The organism is Novipirellula herctigrandis (assembly GCA_007859835.1).
Lineage (GTDB): Bacteria > Planctomycetota > Planctomycetia > Pirellulales > Pirellulaceae > Novipirellula_A > Novipirellula_A herctigrandis.
The window spans coordinates 385,510-402,718 of sequence record SJPJ01000001.1 but is presented as its reverse complement, the minus strand read 5'-3'; the positions used below and the strand labels follow the sequence as shown (position 1 = coordinate 402,718).

The 17,209-nt window shown below is 51.8% G+C and carries 13 protein-coding genes; 5 read left to right on the top strand and 8 right to left on the bottom strand.

The features are described from left to right. Positions 1-119: 119 nt before the first annotated feature. The 3 genes from CA13_RS01405 to CA13_RS01395 form a co-directional block, all read right to left on the bottom strand. Positions 120-2,951 carry a leucine-rich repeat domain-containing protein gene (locus tag CA13_RS01405; RefSeq protein WP_146394109.1) on the bottom strand — a complete coding sequence of 944 codons (2,832 nt, stop codon included), beginning with the start codon at positions 2,949-2,951 and terminating at the stop codon, positions 120-122. A gap of 485 nt (positions 2,952-3,436) precedes the next feature. Then, entirely contained in the window at positions 3,437-4,636 is a 1,200-nt protein-coding gene (locus CA13_RS01400) for an alpha/beta hydrolase family protein (RefSeq protein WP_419193810.1), read from the bottom strand. A gap of 261 nt (positions 4,637-4,897) precedes the next feature. Beyond that, positions 4,898-5,521: an RNA polymerase sigma factor gene (locus tag CA13_RS01395; RefSeq protein ID WP_146394107.1), complete on the bottom strand. Its 624-nt coding sequence runs from the start codon at positions 5,519-5,521 to the stop codon at positions 4,898-4,900. Between the two features lie 144 nt (positions 5,522-5,665). Between CA13_RS01395 and CA13_RS01390 the strand changes: the two genes are divergently transcribed. Beyond that, a complete protein-coding gene (locus CA13_RS01390; protein WP_146394105.1) occupies positions 5,666-7,879 on the top strand; it encodes a serine/threonine protein kinase in 2,214 nt (737 codons plus the stop codon). An 85-nt stretch (positions 7,880-7,964) separates the two neighbouring features. Here CA13_RS01390 and CA13_RS01385 read toward each other — a convergent pair whose 3' ends face one another. Both CA13_RS01385 and CA13_RS01380 read right to left on the bottom strand, forming a co-directional pair. Next, positions 7,965-8,771: a hypothetical protein gene (locus CA13_RS01385; protein WP_146394103.1), complete on the bottom strand. Its 807-nt coding sequence runs from the start codon at positions 8,769-8,771 to the stop codon at positions 7,965-7,967. Between the two features lie 116 nt (positions 8,772-8,887). After that, positions 8,888-9,283, bottom strand: coding sequence for a hypothetical protein (locus CA13_RS01380; RefSeq protein ID WP_146394101.1), 396 nt, complete (start codon positions 9,281-9,283; stop codon positions 8,888-8,890). A gap of 265 nt (positions 9,284-9,548) precedes the next feature. On the opposite strand from CA13_RS01380, the gene CA13_RS01375 reads away from it, so the two are divergent. The 4 genes from CA13_RS01375 to CA13_RS01360 all read left to right on the top strand — a co-directional run bounded on the left by CA13_RS01375 (position 9,549) and on the right by CA13_RS01360 (position 14,199). Further along, positions 9,549-10,454 carry a type III secretion system chaperone gene (locus CA13_RS01375; protein WP_419193809.1) on the top strand — a complete coding sequence of 302 codons (906 nt, stop codon included), beginning with the start codon at positions 9,549-9,551 and terminating at the stop codon, positions 10,452-10,454. An 81-nt stretch (positions 10,455-10,535) separates the two neighbouring features. After that, positions 10,536-11,732, top strand: a complete 1,197-nt coding sequence (locus CA13_RS01370; protein WP_146394099.1) for a S1 family peptidase — start codon at positions 10,536-10,538, stop codon at positions 11,730-11,732. A 233-nt stretch (positions 11,733-11,965) separates the two neighbouring features. Next, the gene (locus tag CA13_RS01365; protein WP_146394097.1) at positions 11,966-12,838 is read left to right on the top strand and encodes a hypothetical protein; all 873 of its coding nucleotides are present in this window, start codon (positions 11,966-11,968) and stop codon (positions 12,836-12,838) included. A 209-nt stretch (positions 12,839-13,047) separates the two neighbouring features. After that, on the top strand, positions 13,048-14,199 hold the full coding sequence (locus CA13_RS01360) for an alpha/beta hydrolase fold domain-containing protein (protein ID WP_146394094.1): 1,152 nt from the start codon (positions 13,048-13,050) through the stop codon (positions 14,197-14,199). Between the two features lie 162 nt (positions 14,200-14,361). Here the strand turns inward: CA13_RS01360 and CA13_RS01355 are convergent, their stop codons facing one another. The 3 genes from CA13_RS01355 to CA13_RS01345 all read right to left on the bottom strand — a co-directional run bounded on the left by CA13_RS01355 (position 14,362) and on the right by CA13_RS01345 (position 17,191). Then, on the bottom strand, positions 14,362-15,525 hold the full coding sequence (locus CA13_RS01355) for an AAA family ATPase (protein ID WP_146394092.1): 1,164 nt from the start codon (positions 15,523-15,525) through the stop codon (positions 14,362-14,364). Positions 15,526-15,607: 82 nt separating this feature from the next. Then, the gene (locus tag CA13_RS01350) at positions 15,608-16,213 is read right to left on the bottom strand and encodes a class I SAM-dependent methyltransferase (RefSeq protein WP_473087433.1); all 606 of its coding nucleotides are present in this window, start codon (positions 16,211-16,213) and stop codon (positions 15,608-15,610) included. A 171-nt stretch (positions 16,214-16,384) separates the two neighbouring features. Then, positions 16,385-17,191, bottom strand: coding sequence for an HAD-IIB family hydrolase (locus CA13_RS01345; RefSeq protein WP_146394090.1), 807 nt, complete (start codon positions 17,189-17,191; stop codon positions 16,385-16,387). Positions 17,192-17,209: the final 18 nt, after the last annotated feature.

Below are 17,209 nucleotides of genomic sequence, written 5' to 3'. Positions count from 1 at the left end.
CAAAAACTGGGTGGCTCTTTCTTGCCGCCCTTTCTTGCCCTTTCTTGCTTCAACAACTGGGTGGCCCTTTCTTGCTTTTTCTTGCCTTTCTTGTTTCCAGCTTCTCGTCTAGGTGCTCGTTACTTGGTGATATCGCAGTTTGGCAAGTATTTCTGGATTTCCTTGGCCCCCGCGCCTGTAATTTGTGTTTCTTCGAGATACAGGAACTTCAGGCTGCTGATCATGGTTAAGTACGGGATGCACTTGTCGGTTACACTGGTGTTGGAGAGGCATAGATGTTCCAACGTTGGCATGTTCGCGAGGTGTCGAATACCGTCGTCCGTGATTGGCGTATCATCGAGGCCGAGGAACACCAGGTTTTGTAATTTCCCAATTTCCATAAGGCCCGAGTCGCTGACGTTGCATCCATTTAGAAAGATGATTCCAAAGAATTTGTTGTCAACATCCGACAAATGCATCAGGTGCTTGTCATCGATTTCGAGACCACGAAAATCCAACGAAAGCACAGTATCGGCGGAGCTTAGTGATGTTAGTACGTCGACGCCTAAATTGCGGAGATCACTGATGGTTGATTCTCGCTGCTCAGGTGTGACGACTTGACGACGGTGGACGACTGGCGGTCGGCGTACGATTTCGGAGATTCCCGAACCGTCCTTGGTAGCGGATTGACGTGCATTTTTAATCCTCGCCTCGGAGTCGCTCGTCTCGGTTTCAAATGTCTCTCGCATTGAGACTCTAGGAGAAAGTAACGCGGTTTCGGTGGCCGGTATTTGATGTGAGTAAGCGTCGGTCATCGATACATTGCCCATGGCAAAATCGTTTAACCTAAATTCGTCTTGTCGATTGGCGTTGAGTATCTCGAAATGCGAGGCTCGATTGGAACTGAATGAAGCGTGCGTCACATCAATTCGTGGGGCATCCCGGAGCACTTTGACGGTAAGATTTTGTGCAACGCCGCGAGGCACTGACAGGATAAGCCCCTGCGACCCATCGGTTTCTGGATAGGAGATCGCCCATCCTGGGAAAGCGCCCTCATATCGTCGCTCTACCAAATCACAAGTCAATGATCCATTGTCAGTTGCGATTGTGACTTCCAACGGGCAGCGGAACATCCAAATGGTGTCGCAGATCGTTTCGACATCCTCAATGGCTTGATGCCATTTTTGAATTCCAGTGATACCCGTGCCAATGTCGGAGATTGGGCCAGAGGGTATTTGGAAATCCGTGCTTTGATTTCTAACGGTTTCGATATCATCAAAGGTTATCATATCCTTTCTGAGTATCGAAAAGGCATCGGAATCTAGATCGATTCGGCCGGTTAAACTGGCACTGGATTTTCCCACTATGTTGGCTGCGATTTCCTTCCACGTTTCCTCGCCTTGCGAATTTGACATCGCTGCCACAGCGGGTGCAACAACATGTAACGCAGTGCCGGTGAGAATAAAAACGGGTGCACTTGCGGGAAGGGTAAGCAGCGTCACCATTGGATAAGCCAGAGCCGAGGCTGTCATTTGATCCACCGAGAAAACCTCTGGACGTTGGTGCCACCAAGGATCAAGATAAATTTGGGTTCCGGATGCACCGACCATCCGATCGTTTGTAGAGATTCCTGCCGGCATCAGGCCTACAAACTTGTGCATGCCGCCGACGATCGAATAGGGAAGGCATTCAATACCGTTTACCGTCGATGCAACCCAGGGGCTGTCGCTAAACCGTTTATTATAAAACCATGACAGTAGTCGTCGCTGGTAAGCCTGGCATGTGAATACATTCATTCCTTCATAGGTTAAAAAGGGAACGTGTGGGATTTCCACACCATCACGCTGCAATGATTCATTCAGAGTTTTTCGCGTTGCCTGCAGAGAGCAGAGCATGTTGTGCAGTGGACCAGCCAATGCCGTGTTTGGGTCATTTCCGATGAAGGCCATTTGAGACACGATGAAGGGATTTGACTTCGCAGCCCTACATCGGCTTTCATCGCGGAACTCGGCGATTAATCGTTGCCAGTTATGGAGAATGTTGAATTGGCACTTGGCAAACGAAATCCAATGCGGGCCAGCCTTTTGGTAGCCTTCGATTTGCGTCGTGGCGACGTTGTTCAGTTCTTGAAGATTCGAGACAAGGTACCGGATCGTTGCTGTGGCCTTGCCATGTTCATCGCACGTTAGTTCAATTTTTCTTGGATTGTCTGACGGAGAAAACTCAATGTTGTAACATCCCTTTGGAATTAGCAACCGAATTTCCTGTTTCGGAAACGCCAAAATACGGACCTGTCCGTATCCGAACTTCGTCTTTGACGGAAGGATTTGAATTCGTTTGTCACTTTTTTCTCCTGGCAACCTGAACTCGATGCTCCCGTCAATGAAGCTTGCCCTTGTTGATCGCAGGTCAGGCTGGTCACCCTTTGATCGACTTATCGTCACCACACAACGAGTTATGCTCGCAGCGATGTCGGAACCTTTAAGGGTGTAAGTCAGCGTTTTATTTCCGGTGCTTGAGTATGAACTAAGGGAAATGTCATTTCCCTGAATGTCATACCGAACGGTCTCATCTTGGAATCGTTCGACACGGTTGACGCGGAACGATTCAATCTTTGTGAAAGTGGGATTCCATTTTGCAACCAACGTCGAGTCGTAGTCGTACTTTCCTTCGAAATTATCGCCGTTTCCCGCTGCAGTTCCTTCGAATACAAGCCCGTTGAAACTGCCATAGGCCCGCATTTGCACGCTGCATCGCCGAATCGGATTTGTCGAGTCGAAAGCCTTGAATCGGATCAAGAACCCCATGTTGTCGGTTCCCGGCAGCGGACTGAAAACCGATTCCGCTAGCGTGCGTTCGCTAACGACCAACAACATCATCGCTAAGAAGACGCTGAGGCAAATCGCAAGCCTTATTGGATTGCATGCTCGTACAGATGGGACAGTGACATTCGCGGTAGCGGTCCGATACATGGTGGGCCTCGGAGGTTGCTCAATTCGGGTCTCGTATTGCTTGAGGATGAGCTCGATTGCGGCTGAAAACGTCGTGCCAAGCGAAGCTTACAACGGATTGCGAGAACAAAAAATTTGTCAGTGACGCATGTGGTTGGCATTCGACACTCGAAAAGCGTGAGGAATTGTCGATCAGCCTCCATCTGTCTTCAAGAGCAAAGCAACAGGTGTGGCATCCTCACACAGTCGGGGCTTCCAACGGCGTGCCTTATCGCACGATTGCGTGACACATTCATTGTGGGCGCGGCATAAGTTCGTGAAACCGAATCAGAGGCAGAACGTTCCTACTAATGGAATTCACCGAGTTTAAACTGCGACAGGAAAATTCTGTATCGCGTCGATACAGTTCAACGAAATCAAGCGTTACGCCTGACCCGTGAGCTAATCGAGAACCGCCAAGCGAAACGATCCGTGTTCCACCATGGGAACATCAGACACGCGTTCAGTTAGCGAAACGCAATGATGGAGCCTGGTTTTACCGCGTGATCCGGCAGTGGATAATCATTATCGAACACGCGTTGCAGTGCGACAGTTTCGATGGTGTTTTTGCTTTCGTCGAACAACCCCGTATCGCGATCCAAGACACCTGACGAGTTGAGGTTCAAATGCTTGACCATGAATGGATACACCGCCTGGCGTTTTTTGACTTGGTAGCCATGATCTTCTTGTGGGAAGTGTCGGTTTTGGACGTTCGAAACCGCTCCGTACAACTTGTAAACATTCTGAATGTACGGGTATTCCACTTTCGGTGTGTTCTTCGTCCAATCACCGCCAACGGAAACCAGTAGCATGAGTCTCGGCGCGGCCAGCGCGGCGATTTCGACGTTGCTAGTCTCAAGCTTCTCGGTCTTGTGAATCGGCATGCCACTTTCGCACTGACACCCGCCAAAGAAATGGGCCGACACCATCACGACCGGAACAGACACCTTCACCCGATCGTCAATAGCGGACAGCAGAAACGTTTGAGTCCCTCCGCCCGAACAACCGGTTACCGCGAGCATCTCGGGCTCAACATCGGGAAGTGATTGAAGGAAATCGAGTGCTCGAATGCTACTCCACGTCTGCAGCGTCATCACCTGCGAGTGCTTGTGGTCCCAGCCATGTTGTTCGGAGTCGCCGAAGCCGACCATGTCATAAGCGAAGACGACCGCCCCCATCCGAGCCAACGTTGCGCATCGATGTTGATGATCGGCACGCAATCGTCCCCCCTCTGGTCCTCGGGCATGACCATGGGGGCAAAGGACCCCGGGGAATGGACCTTTTTGGCCGGCCGGTCGATATAAGTTGCCAAAGACAAAGAAACCGGGCCGAGCCTCGAAGGCCGCCGCTTCAACAGAATAGCCGTCGTAATCGCGTTTCTTTCGGATGATCGGGTTCAGCGGCGTCCGCTCAGGCAGCGGCCACAGTTCAGTGCCAGTAAGAATTTGTTTCCGAATCTTCTTCGCTCGGGCGTTCCACTCTTGTCGAGTTGAGTAACCGGCGGCAAACCGTTTCAACTGTTGTACCGCTTCCGCTTCTGTTTGATAATTTCCGACACAGAGCGTAGGCGGTTTCGTTTCGGTCGTGTCATCGCCGATCGCAGGGGCAACCGCAACGGAGGCTACCGCAACGAAGGCAACCGCAACAAGGTAGAAAGATCGCATCATGAGAGAGCTCTTTAGAGGTGGGAAGTTGTGAGGCTATTTCAGAAGTCCGCGCGAGCGATCACACTCTCGGCATGTGCTGAACCGATACATCATACACTCCCGATCAAGCTGTGTGCGCTGGTCACCTAGGGTGTCCCCTAACGAATCATCTAGTCGATTTTGCAGTGGATGGCTCGTTAAAATGTCTGCGTTTCGTTCGTGGCCTTTGAATTGGCCACAACGACATGAGGCAACACGACCTTGCTATTGAGGAGTGGGTGGCTATTGGCGAGTGGGTTTGACATCATCCAGTCGCTTTTCCAGTTGCCGCATACTGCGTGATAATAAAACACGAACGGCTACATCGGTCTTGCCGAGCTTTTCAGCAATCTGTTTTGTTTGTAGCCCATCGGCATATCGCATGCGAACCGCCGACTTCTGTTCGTCAGTCAATTCCTCAATCGCCGCTTGCATTCGATTCATTCGCACATCGCGGCTGTAAGCAGCACTCGGCGATGTCATACTGGCGGCGAGCATTTGCTCAATTCCAAGCGACGGCGAACCCTGTTTTTCATCCGCATGGATCGATTGTTGACGTCCGGCGTCACGTCGTTTGGCATCAAAATGAAAGCGATGCGCGTCGACGACGCGACGGCGCGCGATCTGTTGAATCCACTGCATCGGTTCGTACTGATCCAATGGGGCGGTTTTCAATCCGGTCAATGCGGCTGTGGAAACCTCTTGAACAAGGTCGTCCAACTCGACAACGCTGAGCAGCCGATCTGCGGTGATCGATTTCAGGAATCCCATCAATTGCTGGCGATTGACATCGATAAAACTCGCTAACGCTTCAGCGTCATATTTCTTGATTCGATCGACGAGTTCCGATTGGTTCGCTGAGTCCATCTTTTCGCATCCGTTTAGGAGGTGGCTTCGATCCCCCTAACAGCTTACAGTAAGGTCGTGGAATCGCAAAACCATGATTTTCCCACCTCGTCTACCTATTGTTCGTTCTACTATTCTTCTATCAAGTCAGTCATGACGGACCCGATGGCTTCCTCTGAAAAAGCAAAGCTTGATGCCGAAGCGAACGCCGATGCGAACATCGAATTGGCGTTGGAACGGTTAGCAATTCAAGGGCATTGTGGCGAGCGTCTGCGTCTTCAAGAAATGTTGCCCGAAACGGACACCGAAACGCAACACTTTGTCCTGGTGGAATTGATCAAACTAAACATGGCTTTGGCGGCCGATAAAGGGACGATCGAACGGATTGAGGATTATATCGAAGCGATGCCGGACCGATTGTCGGTATCGAAGGTGCCGCTCGACATGGTGATGGAAGAGATCCAGTTACGAAAGGACGCAGGTCAAGATTGCTCATACGAAGACTACTGCGAACGCTTTCCGCAACACGCCGAGCTTCTGCATCCACTACTCCACTCGGCTGAAGTAACCGGGGCGGTTCGAACGCGTTCGGTACCGCCTGAGTTACCGTTGGGTAGCCAGGTCGACGATTTCTTGTTGATTCAAAAACTTGGGCAAGGCGCATTCGCGCATGTTTATTTGGCCCGGCAAGTTTCGATGCACCGTCTTGTCGCTCTAAAAATTTCACGCGGCGGCGGCGACGAATCCCAAGCACTTGCTCAGTTCGACCATCCCAATATCGTTCGTGTGTTTGACCAGCGAACGGATTTGGAACAGGGTCTGCATTTGCTTTACATGCAGTACCATCCCGGTGGCACATTGTCCGATGTTGTTTATGCCGCGCGAGATTGCCAAGACGGGCATTGCGATAGCCGATTGTTGGTGGATGCTGTTGATGGGAATTTGTTGCGAGCCGCTCAGGCGGTCCCCGAGCGTTCATTGGTTCGTCAATGGATTCGATCGGCTCCGTGGCCAGCAGTGGTTGCCTGGATGGGAGTCCAGATGGCTAAGGCGCTTGGTGAAGCACATCGACACGGCGTTCTACATCGCGACGTAAAGCCGGCAAACGTGTTGTTGTCCGCCGAGTGCATCCCCCAGTTGGCCGATTTCAATGTCAGTTTCGCCGGTGCTGCGGGTCGTGCGGGCGCCGCTGCGTCATTCGGTGGATCAATCGGCTATATGGCGCCCGAGCATTTGCGCGCGATCAGCGCCGAAGCACTCGACAAACCTGAACAGGTTCAAGAACGCGCCGACCTGTATTCGCTGGGGGTTCTTCTTTGGGAACTATGGCAGGGCGAGCGTCCGTTTGATTACGATCGTTACGCTATGTCGTGGAGCGAAGCGGTGCAGTCACAGTTAGTTTCGCGTAGCAAACCATTGACCGCGCCGCGTCAATTCGGTAGTGCATCGGAGCGAGTGTTGGAGAAAGTATTGCGTAAAGCTTTATCGCATTCTCCCGAAGATCGTTTTGTCGATGGCGACGAAATGGCAGGTCGATTGCGGTTGTCGCTTCACCCCGAAGCGGCAGCTTTGTTTGATCCCGCTGAAAAATCGTTCAGCCTTAGGGTTGCGAAATGGCCACCGTGGGTGGTTGCGTCGACCGTCATTCTGTTACCAAACATGGCTGCCGGAATTCTTAACTACGAATACAACTACCAACAGGTGATGTCGACCGATGGAATGCGTTTGGGACTCCAGCAAGTTTCGTGGTTCGTCAACTTGACAGTTTTCCCGTTTGCCGCATGCGTTGTGATTTGGTATTCGCGAAGGATCGTTCGCGCAGTGGATGCAGCAAGGCGTGGCGTACGAGTCGATTCAGCCGACTTAGGAGAAGCGTTAGAACTGGGACATCGTGCAGCGAGGTTGAGTGGTTCGTTGTGGTTGACGTCGGGCATTGTGTTTTCGCTTGTCATGTCGACACTCTTTCACGAGTTTGTATGGACGCAGGCTGTGCATTTCGTCCTCTCGTCGATGATTTGTGGCGGTGTGGCAATGATCTATCCTTTTTTTGGTATGGCATTGCTGTCGACGCACGTTTTTTATCCGCTTTGTTTGAGCGGTACGATGCAGGACCGTGAATTTGACCAACGTGCGAAGCAGATGGAGCGTCGCTGCGAATACTATTTGTTGATCGCGGCAGTCATTCCGCTACTCGGTGCGATGTTAATGATTTTGAGCGAGACCGCTTCGCAGGGCTTTCGTTTGACGGTGATCGGAGCCGCGTTACTTGGTCTATTGGCTTCGTTTTTCGCCTACCGTGTGATCGTCAACGCGTGGGGCATGATGGGAACGGTCTTATCCAGGAAAGTATCGTCGGTTCCTGGCGAGGTGGATTCCTAAACACAAGCTGACGATTTCCAACGGCAGTTGCAGGCCGGCAGCCTGCGTTGCGTTTCACCTGCGAGGCATGCAATTTCTACAAGGTTCACAGTTGACTGGCGGCAGCGCTAATCGTGCTGCCAGTATCGAGCATCTTGATTGCCGAACGGAGTGCATCCGGCTTTGCCTCAACGACAGGTGCTATTGTTTGGGGCGACGCAGTTTGCGGAGTGATTGAATGCGTTTGCGTTTGAACCGTTTCGTTAACGTCCGTAACGGCCTGAACCGCTTGCTCTGATACCGTTGCAACGAACGCGATCGATGCGGCATCATACGCTTTTAAGTTATTCGCCTCATCGGTTTCCAACAGTTCATCGTAACTGTCGATTGCGATGACCAACCGCTGGTAACCAACAGGTTGACCGTTTCGAATGCCCATCGCTAGTGCGTCGATTGGCAGTTGCAGATGTACCTCGGTTGCTTGTCCCGCCTCGATACAGTCCATTTTTGTTGTCACACTTGGTGAGGTTGGACAAATTCGCCCGAACACGGCGACCGCAGAAACATGGAAACCTGAAACGCTTCGCGTACTTTGGTTTTGGATTACGACCGCGAAGGTTGGACCGCAATTGGAATCGCTGTTTTCTATTTGGTTTACGCTAATGATTTCGAGATCACCAAGTTCCGTGCTTTGGATCTGAAATGCCCCATAAGGTGTGGCCTGTAGAAGCGATGTCGATCGATTGAAGCAGTTGTTGACGCCGTGCTGAACAATCAGATCGATCACATGATCACAGCGCGTGACATGCCCAAAGAGTTGGGATGCGTTGACCTGTTGTGAATGAGCTTGCCGCGACATGCCGATGGATAGCCCAACGGTTAGGACGACGAGACTGAGAATGGAACGGTTCATGAGTTTTGCCTTTTGTAATGTGTTTTGTTTTTTGATTAAAAAAGCCCGGTAACCGTGATTGCACTCGGTTGCCGGGCTTGAGAGTTAGATCGTTTCTGCTTCAACAAACCATCGTGTTACCAGCATCCCCAGTAGCTAGTGTAAACCGGTGTGTAGTAGCTGTAGCACGGCGTGTAGCTGCGGTACCGTGGGTAGTAGGAAGACGAGTAGCCGTAGCTATAAGTGTTGTAGCAGGGGCGGTAGTAGCTGTGATAGCTACGGTAGCCGCCGTGTCGATAGCCATACCCGATGCGGCGGAAGCAAGCGGCGATCGCCTCTTCACCACTCGCTTCTTCGCCCTCGTTCAGCAAGGAATCGACATCGGCTTGGCCAAGATTGTCACTGTCGGTGACGGAGGCGATCGAGTCGTTCAGGTCCATGTTTGCGATTTTGGACAACAAGTTGTCCTCGGCGACAACCGAGCTAGCGACCAAGATCATCGGGGCAACTGCGAAAAGGATTCGGTTCAACATCGTACTGTTCTCCAGTGTTTGGCAGAGAAGTTTCATAGAAGCATGCGAGAGGTCTGCCGTTGTCCCTCCGTCGCTGCTGAGTCTGCTTGACTAACTGGCCAAGCGAATGAATCGCCGATGTGTTACGGAAATTTTGAAAAAGCTTTTTCGATTTGCTGCTGCGTAACATTCCACTCCCCTTTTCGCTTGGGATAAGTAGTAACGCGTGCGTGTCACGCGAATCCTGACCTCAATGAACCGACTTGAAACATCCAAAGGCGTGCCCATGCGTTTCCGACTTACCACTGCCGTACTGCTCACATTGCTAAGCCACGTTGTTTCCGTTGACGCTGACGAGACCCTGTTTTCACAAGTCGCCATGGAATCGGTGTTCGAGAAAGACATCGAAACAGTGAAAGAGGTCGCGGTGATCGAGAAAGACCAACGAATCGGACGAATCACCAGTACCGCGTTACTAGTGCGAACCTTGACGGCAGCCGGGTACGACGCGAAAGCGAAAGGCAATTCGGCGGCATTTCAGTTGAAACACGCCGGATGGTCATTCCCCGTCACGATGACCGTAGACGTCGACAAAGATCGGATCGTCTGTGAAATGTCGCTTGCTAAGGTGGATGCGAGCCAAGGCCTCGACAAAGAAACGCTGTTGCAGCTGCTGACCGCCGGGGACGCAGCAAACGGTGCGTTCTTTGCCTATCAGAGCGATACTAAACGCATCCAATTGCGATGGTCGTTTGACAATCGCGACATCACGGCGACCGATTTGAAAGCCGATCTGCTCAAGCGGGCGAATTTGGCCGATCAAAACGCCAAACTTTGGTCCACGACCGAGGAGAAAAATGATCCGGGTATCGCCCGGAAAACCGACTCTCGACAGGAAAAGACGTGGTTTTCACTCGTGGGAACCTGGTCTGCGTCGTTGCCAAGTGGCGAAGCGTTTGCGATCCAAATTAGCTCCAACGCCCGTTTTCAATTGGTTCATATCAAATCGGGCAAATCGACTGTATCAAAGGGCAAAGCGTCACGTTCGGGAAACAAGTTGACCTTGGCAGGTGACGACAAGACGACGCTCAACTGTACGGTTTCGCAATCCACAGCCGAGAGTTTCCGGCTGGCAGTGATCGATGCGAAGGGAAACGCTGCTGTGACTTTGGATTTCAAGATAGCTAAATAACGGTCTGTAACACTTTCGCCACTTTCCCGCTTTGAATTAGAGCCCCCAACCATTCCCGACAAAACATCCACAGGTGATACCATGAGCTTGCTCCATTCAAAACAGTCACTACCGCCAATCATTTGCGGCCTTTTCGCGACGTGCTTTCTGACGCTGCCGATGGAAAACGCTTCCGCGGATGCCGACAAGTACTCACAAACGCTTAAATCAACGGTGTGGATCATCACTAGCGATGCCGATGATGAAACGTCGACGGGAACTGGCGTGTTTGTTGACAAGGAAAAGCGGCTTGTTTTGACCAACGCGCACGTCGTCGGAGACAGTCGGTCGGCAGTGGTGTTTTTTCCCGACCTGGTCAACGATTTGCCGAAGGTGAAGCGTAAACACTACCTTGATAATGTCTTGAAACTCGCCCAACCGGGCAAAGTGGTTGCGATTGACCGCAAATTGGATCTGGCTTTGATTCAGCTGCCCAAGGTCCCTGAGCGAGCAAAAGTGATTGAGTTGGCGGAATCGAGCACGAAAACGGGCTCACCAGTCGACGTGATCGGAAATCCCGGCGGCAGTGATGTGTTGTGGGTCAATACCTCGGGCACGGTTCGAACCGTCTACGACAAGAAGTTTAAGTCGAATCATGGCGAGCACGAATTCCAGGTCGTCGAAATCCAAAGCCCCATCAAACCTGGCGATAGTGGAGGCCCAGTGGTCGATGGCGAGGGCAAACTGATTGCCATCGCCCAGTCGTTTTCACCGCAAAACGCCTTGGTCAGCTACTGTGTCGACGTCACCGAAATCAAGTCGTTCATTAGCAGCAACTGGAAACAAGCTCCACTGCCGACCAAGCAATTGCTCGATTCCGCGAACATCAAACATCAAAAACATGCAACGGGTCATTACGAAATCGAGCAAACGTTATCCGAGGGTAAGTCGCAAGTGGTCTTCGTGGCCAAAGACACCGAGTACTTTAAACGAGCGGACGTGCGAAAAATATGGTCGCTGGTTTCAGTTTCCAAGGATGCACCGAAAGCGGACTTGATGATGCGTCTGCTTCGCCAAAGTTCGGCCACCAAAATTGGATCGTGGGCGGTTGAAAAGAATGCTTCAGGCGAACATTTGGTGATTTTCGTCGCGAAGCTTGATGCCACAGCTCCCGATGAGGCACTCGAAGGAACGATCGAATATGTTGCCCGCATCGCCTCGGCCATGAACAAGGAATTAAAGCCAAAAACAGAGGAAAAGACCGCAAAGGAAACGCTTGCTTCATGGTTGGCGAACTGATTGGCGGCTTGACTTGTGAAGTATCCGCGAGTGCGAAATTTGCGCCACGGCAAGGTCTCGGGCACGATCGCGGACTTGCCACTTTTCAAACCGATAGGGTGTGCGGGAAAAATTTCTTGGGAAAGCTTGTAACGCTTTGGTCGGCGTCTCGCTTGGTGTATTAGAAGGCGATCACAAGAGAAGACAAATCGCCGCAACTCACACTCATTATCATGTAATTAGGAATCGAAACCATGAAACGTTCATTCAAAAACATCGTCGTCGCTTTCGCTGCCGCAACATCCTTAGCTACCTCCGGTATTCCTTCGGCGCAAGCATGTGGCGGTGGCGGCGGTTTTCGCCGATCGGTCTCGCGTCCCTCCTATTCGCGGCCTTCCTACTCACAACCTGCTTACCATCAGCCAAGCTATTCGCAATCGGTATACTCACAACCTGCCTACCAGCAGCCGACTTACGCTCCCGCTACTTCACAAGTCAGTTACCAATCGCTTCCGATCCAAGCGGCCCCGATCCAAGCGGCCCCGATCCAAGCGGCCCCGGTACAAGCGGCCCCGGTACAATCTGCACCCACACAATCGGTCCCAAGACCCCGCGTTGTTTCGCAACCGACTCCAAAGACACAACGCAACTCTTCGCCGGGACGTTCGGTTGCCGCGGCACAGAAACCATCAGTAGTCGTTCAGCAAGCGACAACGTCAACGAACTCCGAATCGTCCGCGTTGCAGATGCTGGCGTCGTTGAACGCACCGGCAACGGAGAATGCAGCGACGACCGCGTCGCAAATTCCAGAGTTTACCGCTGCGGCTTCACCGACATCCACTTCACAGCCGGTCGCCAGCCATGTCGGCAGCTGGAAAGTTAGCTTGCCTGGAAACCAATCGGTAGATCTGAAATTGAACAACGATGGCAGCTTCGCTTGGACAGCGACAAAAGAGGGCAAGTCCAGCAGTTTCAGCGGCCAATTCCGACTCGAAAACGGTCAACTGACCTTGGTCCGGTCCAACGATTTGCAGCAAATGACGGGAACGTGGACAGGGAGCGAGAATAGCTTCACCTTCAAGCTCGATGGTGCAACCAACGGCGGCCTAAGCTTTTCCCGTAGCTGATTCGAGTAGCGGAGCCAAACATAACTCTCACAATGATCGAGATTGAATCAATGGCGAACGTTTCATTAAGAAACGCTCGCCATTTTTCGTTGCTCGGTCGTAGTTCCGCAGTGCCTTCAATCAAATCAAATTGATGGATCCATGGTTGCATGGCGGATCGCTTGGTTGGATACTATCAAGCTGCAATAAACAACGCACATGAGGCAACCATGCATCATACGAAGATTGGATTTCTTATCGTGACCTTGGTCGCCACTTCGGCCTTTGGTCAGCAGACACAAACAGAAACACCGCGACAACCGATAGCGGTACCACTGACTCAGCGACCTCGAATCACATTCGAAGAGATTCTGCGGCGTGAGGACGCAAACAAGGATGGCAAAGTGACCAAGGATGAATTCAAAGGCCCGCCCCGATTGTTTCAACGCTTTGATCTCGATCGCGACGATGTTCTCACCCAACTCGATTTTGCCGCATCGGTAAGACAATCACGGATGGGGCGGCAGCGAAATTTTGCCGCTGCCGGAGATGTTGCAATTGAACGAGATCTGGTTTTCGGCAAAGGGGGGCAACGCGATTTAACAATGCATCTCGTACTGCCTAAGAACCGCTCGGACGCGCCGGCACCGGTTTACGTATGGATTCATGGCGGGGGTTGGCAAGGCGGCACCAAAGACGGTGGCATTCGCCAAGTGACGCCACTAGTGAAAAACGGGTTTGTGGGGGCAACGATCGAATACCGATTGACCGGAGAGGCGTCATTCCCAGCGCAGATCCAAGACTGTAAATGCGCGATTCGTTTCCTTCGAGCGCACGCTTTGAAATACAACATTGACCCTGAGCGTATCGCCGTTGGTGGCAGTTCCGCGGGGGGACATCTTGCTGCGTTGGTAGGCACGTCTGGCGACGTCCCAGAGCTTGAGGGCAATGGCGGTTGGCCGGATCAATCGAGCCGCGTGCAAGCAGTCGTTGACCTTTATGGTCCCACCGATTTTAACAAATTCGTCGTTACAAACGGCTTCGAGAGTCATAACAAGGATGGTTCTCCGGAATCCAAACTTCTCGGCGGTGGGCGTGTGCTTGACAAGCCCGATGGAATCAAACGAGTCAACCCGATCACGTATGTTGACAAAGAGGATCCTCCGTTTCTGATCCTTCACGGGAAAAGCGATCGCACGGTGCCTCCGAATCAAAGTGAAGCGATGCACAAAGCTCTTCAGGCAGCGAACGTTCCAACCACGCTTCACATTATCGAAGGAGCGGGACACGGTGGCCCAGAATTTAGTAAACCCGACATTCGCAAGAAACAAACGAACTTCATTCTAAGTGTGCTCGGCGAAGAAGTCGCTGTTCCGAAATAGAGTCCAAGTGCTTTGCTAAGTTTTACATAGGCCGCGCTGAACCGTAGCGCCACGCTGTGCAGAAATCTAAACGGCGTACGGAGTGGCTCAATGAATTCTTGCGATGCACGAAACACAACTGCGATAAACGAGCTTCTGTTTTCAGCAACGTAATAGCAGTAGCTACCTTGATGGCCAATTCCAACCGTATTGGTCTAACGCGTTCGCATTCTGAATGATCGTTTCGCCCAACCGTTTCTCTAAACGAATGGGCACGCAAATTTCATCGGAGTGAAGTTCTTTTACAAGGGCGTTATTGTGGCTGACAACAATGATTTGGCTTTGCTCCGATGCCAATGTGATCAAACTCGCAAGTGATGGGATCAGATCCGGATGCAGGCTATTCTCGGGCTCGTTCAATACGAGTAGTTCAGGTGGCCGCGGCGTCAACAGTGCCGCGATGAGCAACAAATACCTCAATGTTCCATCGGACAATTCCGCTGCCGATAGCTCGCGTAACATACCTGGTTGCTGCAAACTCAACTGCATGCCAAATTCAGACGATCGAATGTGAATTTGCGACCCTGGGAACGCATCGTCAACCGCTCGGCATAAACTGCGTGCGTCTCCGATTTCGCGGATCGTCTGTAAAGCTGCCGCTAAATCACTGCCGTCACTCGACATAATCGGCGTGAATGTGCCAACCGATGCACGCCGTGCCGGTGCATCAGCGTCCGTACGAAACGTGTCATAGAACCGCCACGAGCGTAGGATCTCACGCATGACGATAAGCTCTGGCGCTGCGAACGGATCTGCATATTCCGACAACATGCTGTCATGCGTTCCAAGAGGCAATTCCACATCTCGCCATTTTCCTTTGGCAGAGCGGCACCGTAGGTTACCTTGCCGCCGGTCGGCACAGAGCGTCTTGGCTTCCATACTTATTCCACGCCACAGGCATTCTCGTTTTACCTCCGGATCACTATCGAACATCGACTGGGACGGTTGAGGCAACCCAAGTTCGAGACTGTAACTAAAGGGCTGTGATGTGAAGCCAAGTCGCAAGCTGACCGGCTTCTTACGAACGGTACCCTGGATCGGCACTTCGCCTCGAATCATCTCGTTTGTGATCAGTTCGGGACCAGCCCAGCGAACCGAGTCAAAACCACCCTCGCTCGCGAGTGAATGAACAAGTCTTCCATCCCCCGCGTCAGCCAGCAGACGCAATGCACGATACAAGTTCGATTTTCCCGAACCGTTCGCGCCCGTGACAACATTCAATGCGCCAAGACGCAAAATGATCGAGCGAAGAGATCGGTAGCCTGAAATCGAAATTCGATCAATCATGAGATGCTATCCGCGAGAAAGTTGCATATTATCGCCATCGAGGAACAACGCAGCGATAGACCAGCAACTTCCAAAATAGGGTTCATAGTTGGGATGTTCGACGCGCTAGAATTTGAACAACCGAACCGATCCCGGTATGGTACTTGCCTTCGACGACCTCGCGTTCCAACTCATAACCATGCAGAATGTCCAAACCATCAAGTTCCTGTTGCAGCATCGCTAACGACATCATCAAGTCCGGATTCGGCGGCCCGCCTGTTCCCCGTCCGCATTGCTCGGGCGTGTAAGCTTCCAAAGCAAACATCCCACCAGTGCGAAGTCCCGTCGCAACCTGTGAGTGCAACGAAACCCGCATTGAGGTTGGTAAGTGACAGAAAATCGAGTAGATCCCGGACCAGGAGTTCGGCTTGATCTCAAAATCACGAAGGTCAGCATGAATTGTTTTGATCGAAACATTCTGTTTGCGAGCTAACTCAACTGCCTTTGCCAAGCCGACTGCACTTTGATCTACCGCTGTCACATCGTATCCAAGTTTAGCAAGATAAACCGCGTTGCGTCCTTCGCCTTCGCCGAACGACAGAACCGGGCCACGCGGCATTTGATGGGCGACGGACACCAAAAATGAATTCGGCTCCAAGCCATATGCAAAACCGATTGCAGAATAGCGCTCGTTCCAAATGTGTTCCAATGGTCTGCTCTTTCCTCAGGACTGCAATGGTCATCGCTTGGCAAGATAAAAAACAACGATCATTTGACCACAGCTAGACTTGGATGTCAGTATGGATTGCCGAGTACGATGCCGGCCCAAGCGGAACGTCGTTTGCCCAAGCGGAAAGTATTGATGCCAGAACCGAGAAACCTACTCGCTAGGGATCATCCCGTAATGGCGACATCCTTCAACCACACCGCTCGTAGCAACGGCACTTGCAATATAGAGTCGATCTACCCACCCAGCCCGCTGATGAGCTTTGGATGCGTGCTCGATCACATGCTCACTCGCATTGCCAACCACAATCGATAGATAACCCGCGGTTAGTGCTGCCATGTCGTTCCCTGAGTCGCCCGCAAAAACCACTCGTGTTTCGTCATGCTGCTGAGATTGTGCCCACCATCTTAACGCAAACGCTTTCGAAGCATTCAGTGGTAGCAGATCAATCAGCCCGTCACCATTGAACGGATCGACACTGGAAACGATACTAAAAGGATGTTTGCCGACACAGGCCTTCACTCGGCTAGCCAAAACGTCGACATCGTGTCCTTCACAATAGAAGCTGAGTTTAAATTTTCCTTGTTTCTCAGCTTCCTGCAAACGAAGTTGGGGAATGGAAACTAGCTGAGCTCGAATTTCGTGGAACGAACTTGAACAGACGATCTTCGTCAAAACATCAGCATAGGCTTCAGAAGGCTCCCAACTGCCATCGGCCTTGGAACGACAAATTGTGGTACCGACATCGCAAATAATCCAATCGGGTCGCGGCAATTGGTGATCGCGTATGGCTTGATGAGCCGAATCAAAATGCCGGCCGGTGACGAACACAAGCGTGTCTTCACAGGATTGGAAATGCTCACTCAGCTGAACCAGATCGCGATGGTTTGATTGGTTGCCGCTAAGGGGAATCAGCGTTCCGTCGAGATCGGTTGCCAGGACACCAGGATTATTGTTCATGTCGTTTCGCGATCATGT

What these genes read in the sequence shown, in the direction of transcription:
- CA13_RS01405 (WP_146394109.1), bottom strand. Translation starts at nt 2,951, where the DNA reads ATGTATCGGACCGCTACCGCGAATGTCACTGTCCCATCTGTACGAGCA.
- CA13_RS01400 (WP_419193810.1), bottom strand. Translation starts at nt 4,636, where the DNA reads ATGATGCGATCTTTCTACCTTGTTGCGGTTGCCTTCGTTGCGGTAGCC.
- CA13_RS01395 (WP_146394107.1), bottom strand. Translation starts at nt 5,521, where the DNA reads ATGGACTCAGCGAACCAATCGGAACTCGTCGATCGAATCAAGAAATAT.
- CA13_RS01390 (WP_146394105.1), top strand. Translation starts at nt 5,666, where the DNA reads ATGGCTTCCTCTGAAAAAGCAAAGCTTGATGCCGAAGCGAACGCCGAT.
- CA13_RS01385 (WP_146394103.1), bottom strand. Translation starts at nt 8,771, where the DNA reads ATGAACCGTTCCATTCTCAGTCTCGTCGTCCTAACCGTTGGGCTATCC.
- CA13_RS01380 (WP_146394101.1), bottom strand. Translation starts at nt 9,283, where the DNA reads ATGTTGAACCGAATCCTTTTCGCAGTTGCCCCGATGATCTTGGTCGCT.
- CA13_RS01375 (WP_419193809.1), top strand. Translation starts at nt 9,549, where the DNA reads ATGCGTTTCCGACTTACCACTGCCGTACTGCTCACATTGCTAAGCCAC.
- CA13_RS01370 (WP_146394099.1), top strand. Translation starts at nt 10,536, where the DNA reads ATGAGCTTGCTCCATTCAAAACAGTCACTACCGCCAATCATTTGCGGC.
- CA13_RS01365 (WP_146394097.1), top strand. Translation starts at nt 11,966, where the DNA reads ATGAAACGTTCATTCAAAAACATCGTCGTCGCTTTCGCTGCCGCAACA.
- CA13_RS01360 (WP_146394094.1), top strand. Translation starts at nt 13,048, where the DNA reads ATGCATCATACGAAGATTGGATTTCTTATCGTGACCTTGGTCGCCACT.
- CA13_RS01355 (WP_146394092.1), bottom strand. Translation starts at nt 15,525, where the DNA reads ATGATTGATCGAATTTCGATTTCAGGCTACCGATCTCTTCGCTCGATC.
- CA13_RS01345 (WP_146394090.1), bottom strand. Translation starts at nt 17,191, where the DNA reads ATGAACAATAATCCTGGTGTCCTGGCAACCGATCTCGACGGAACGCTG.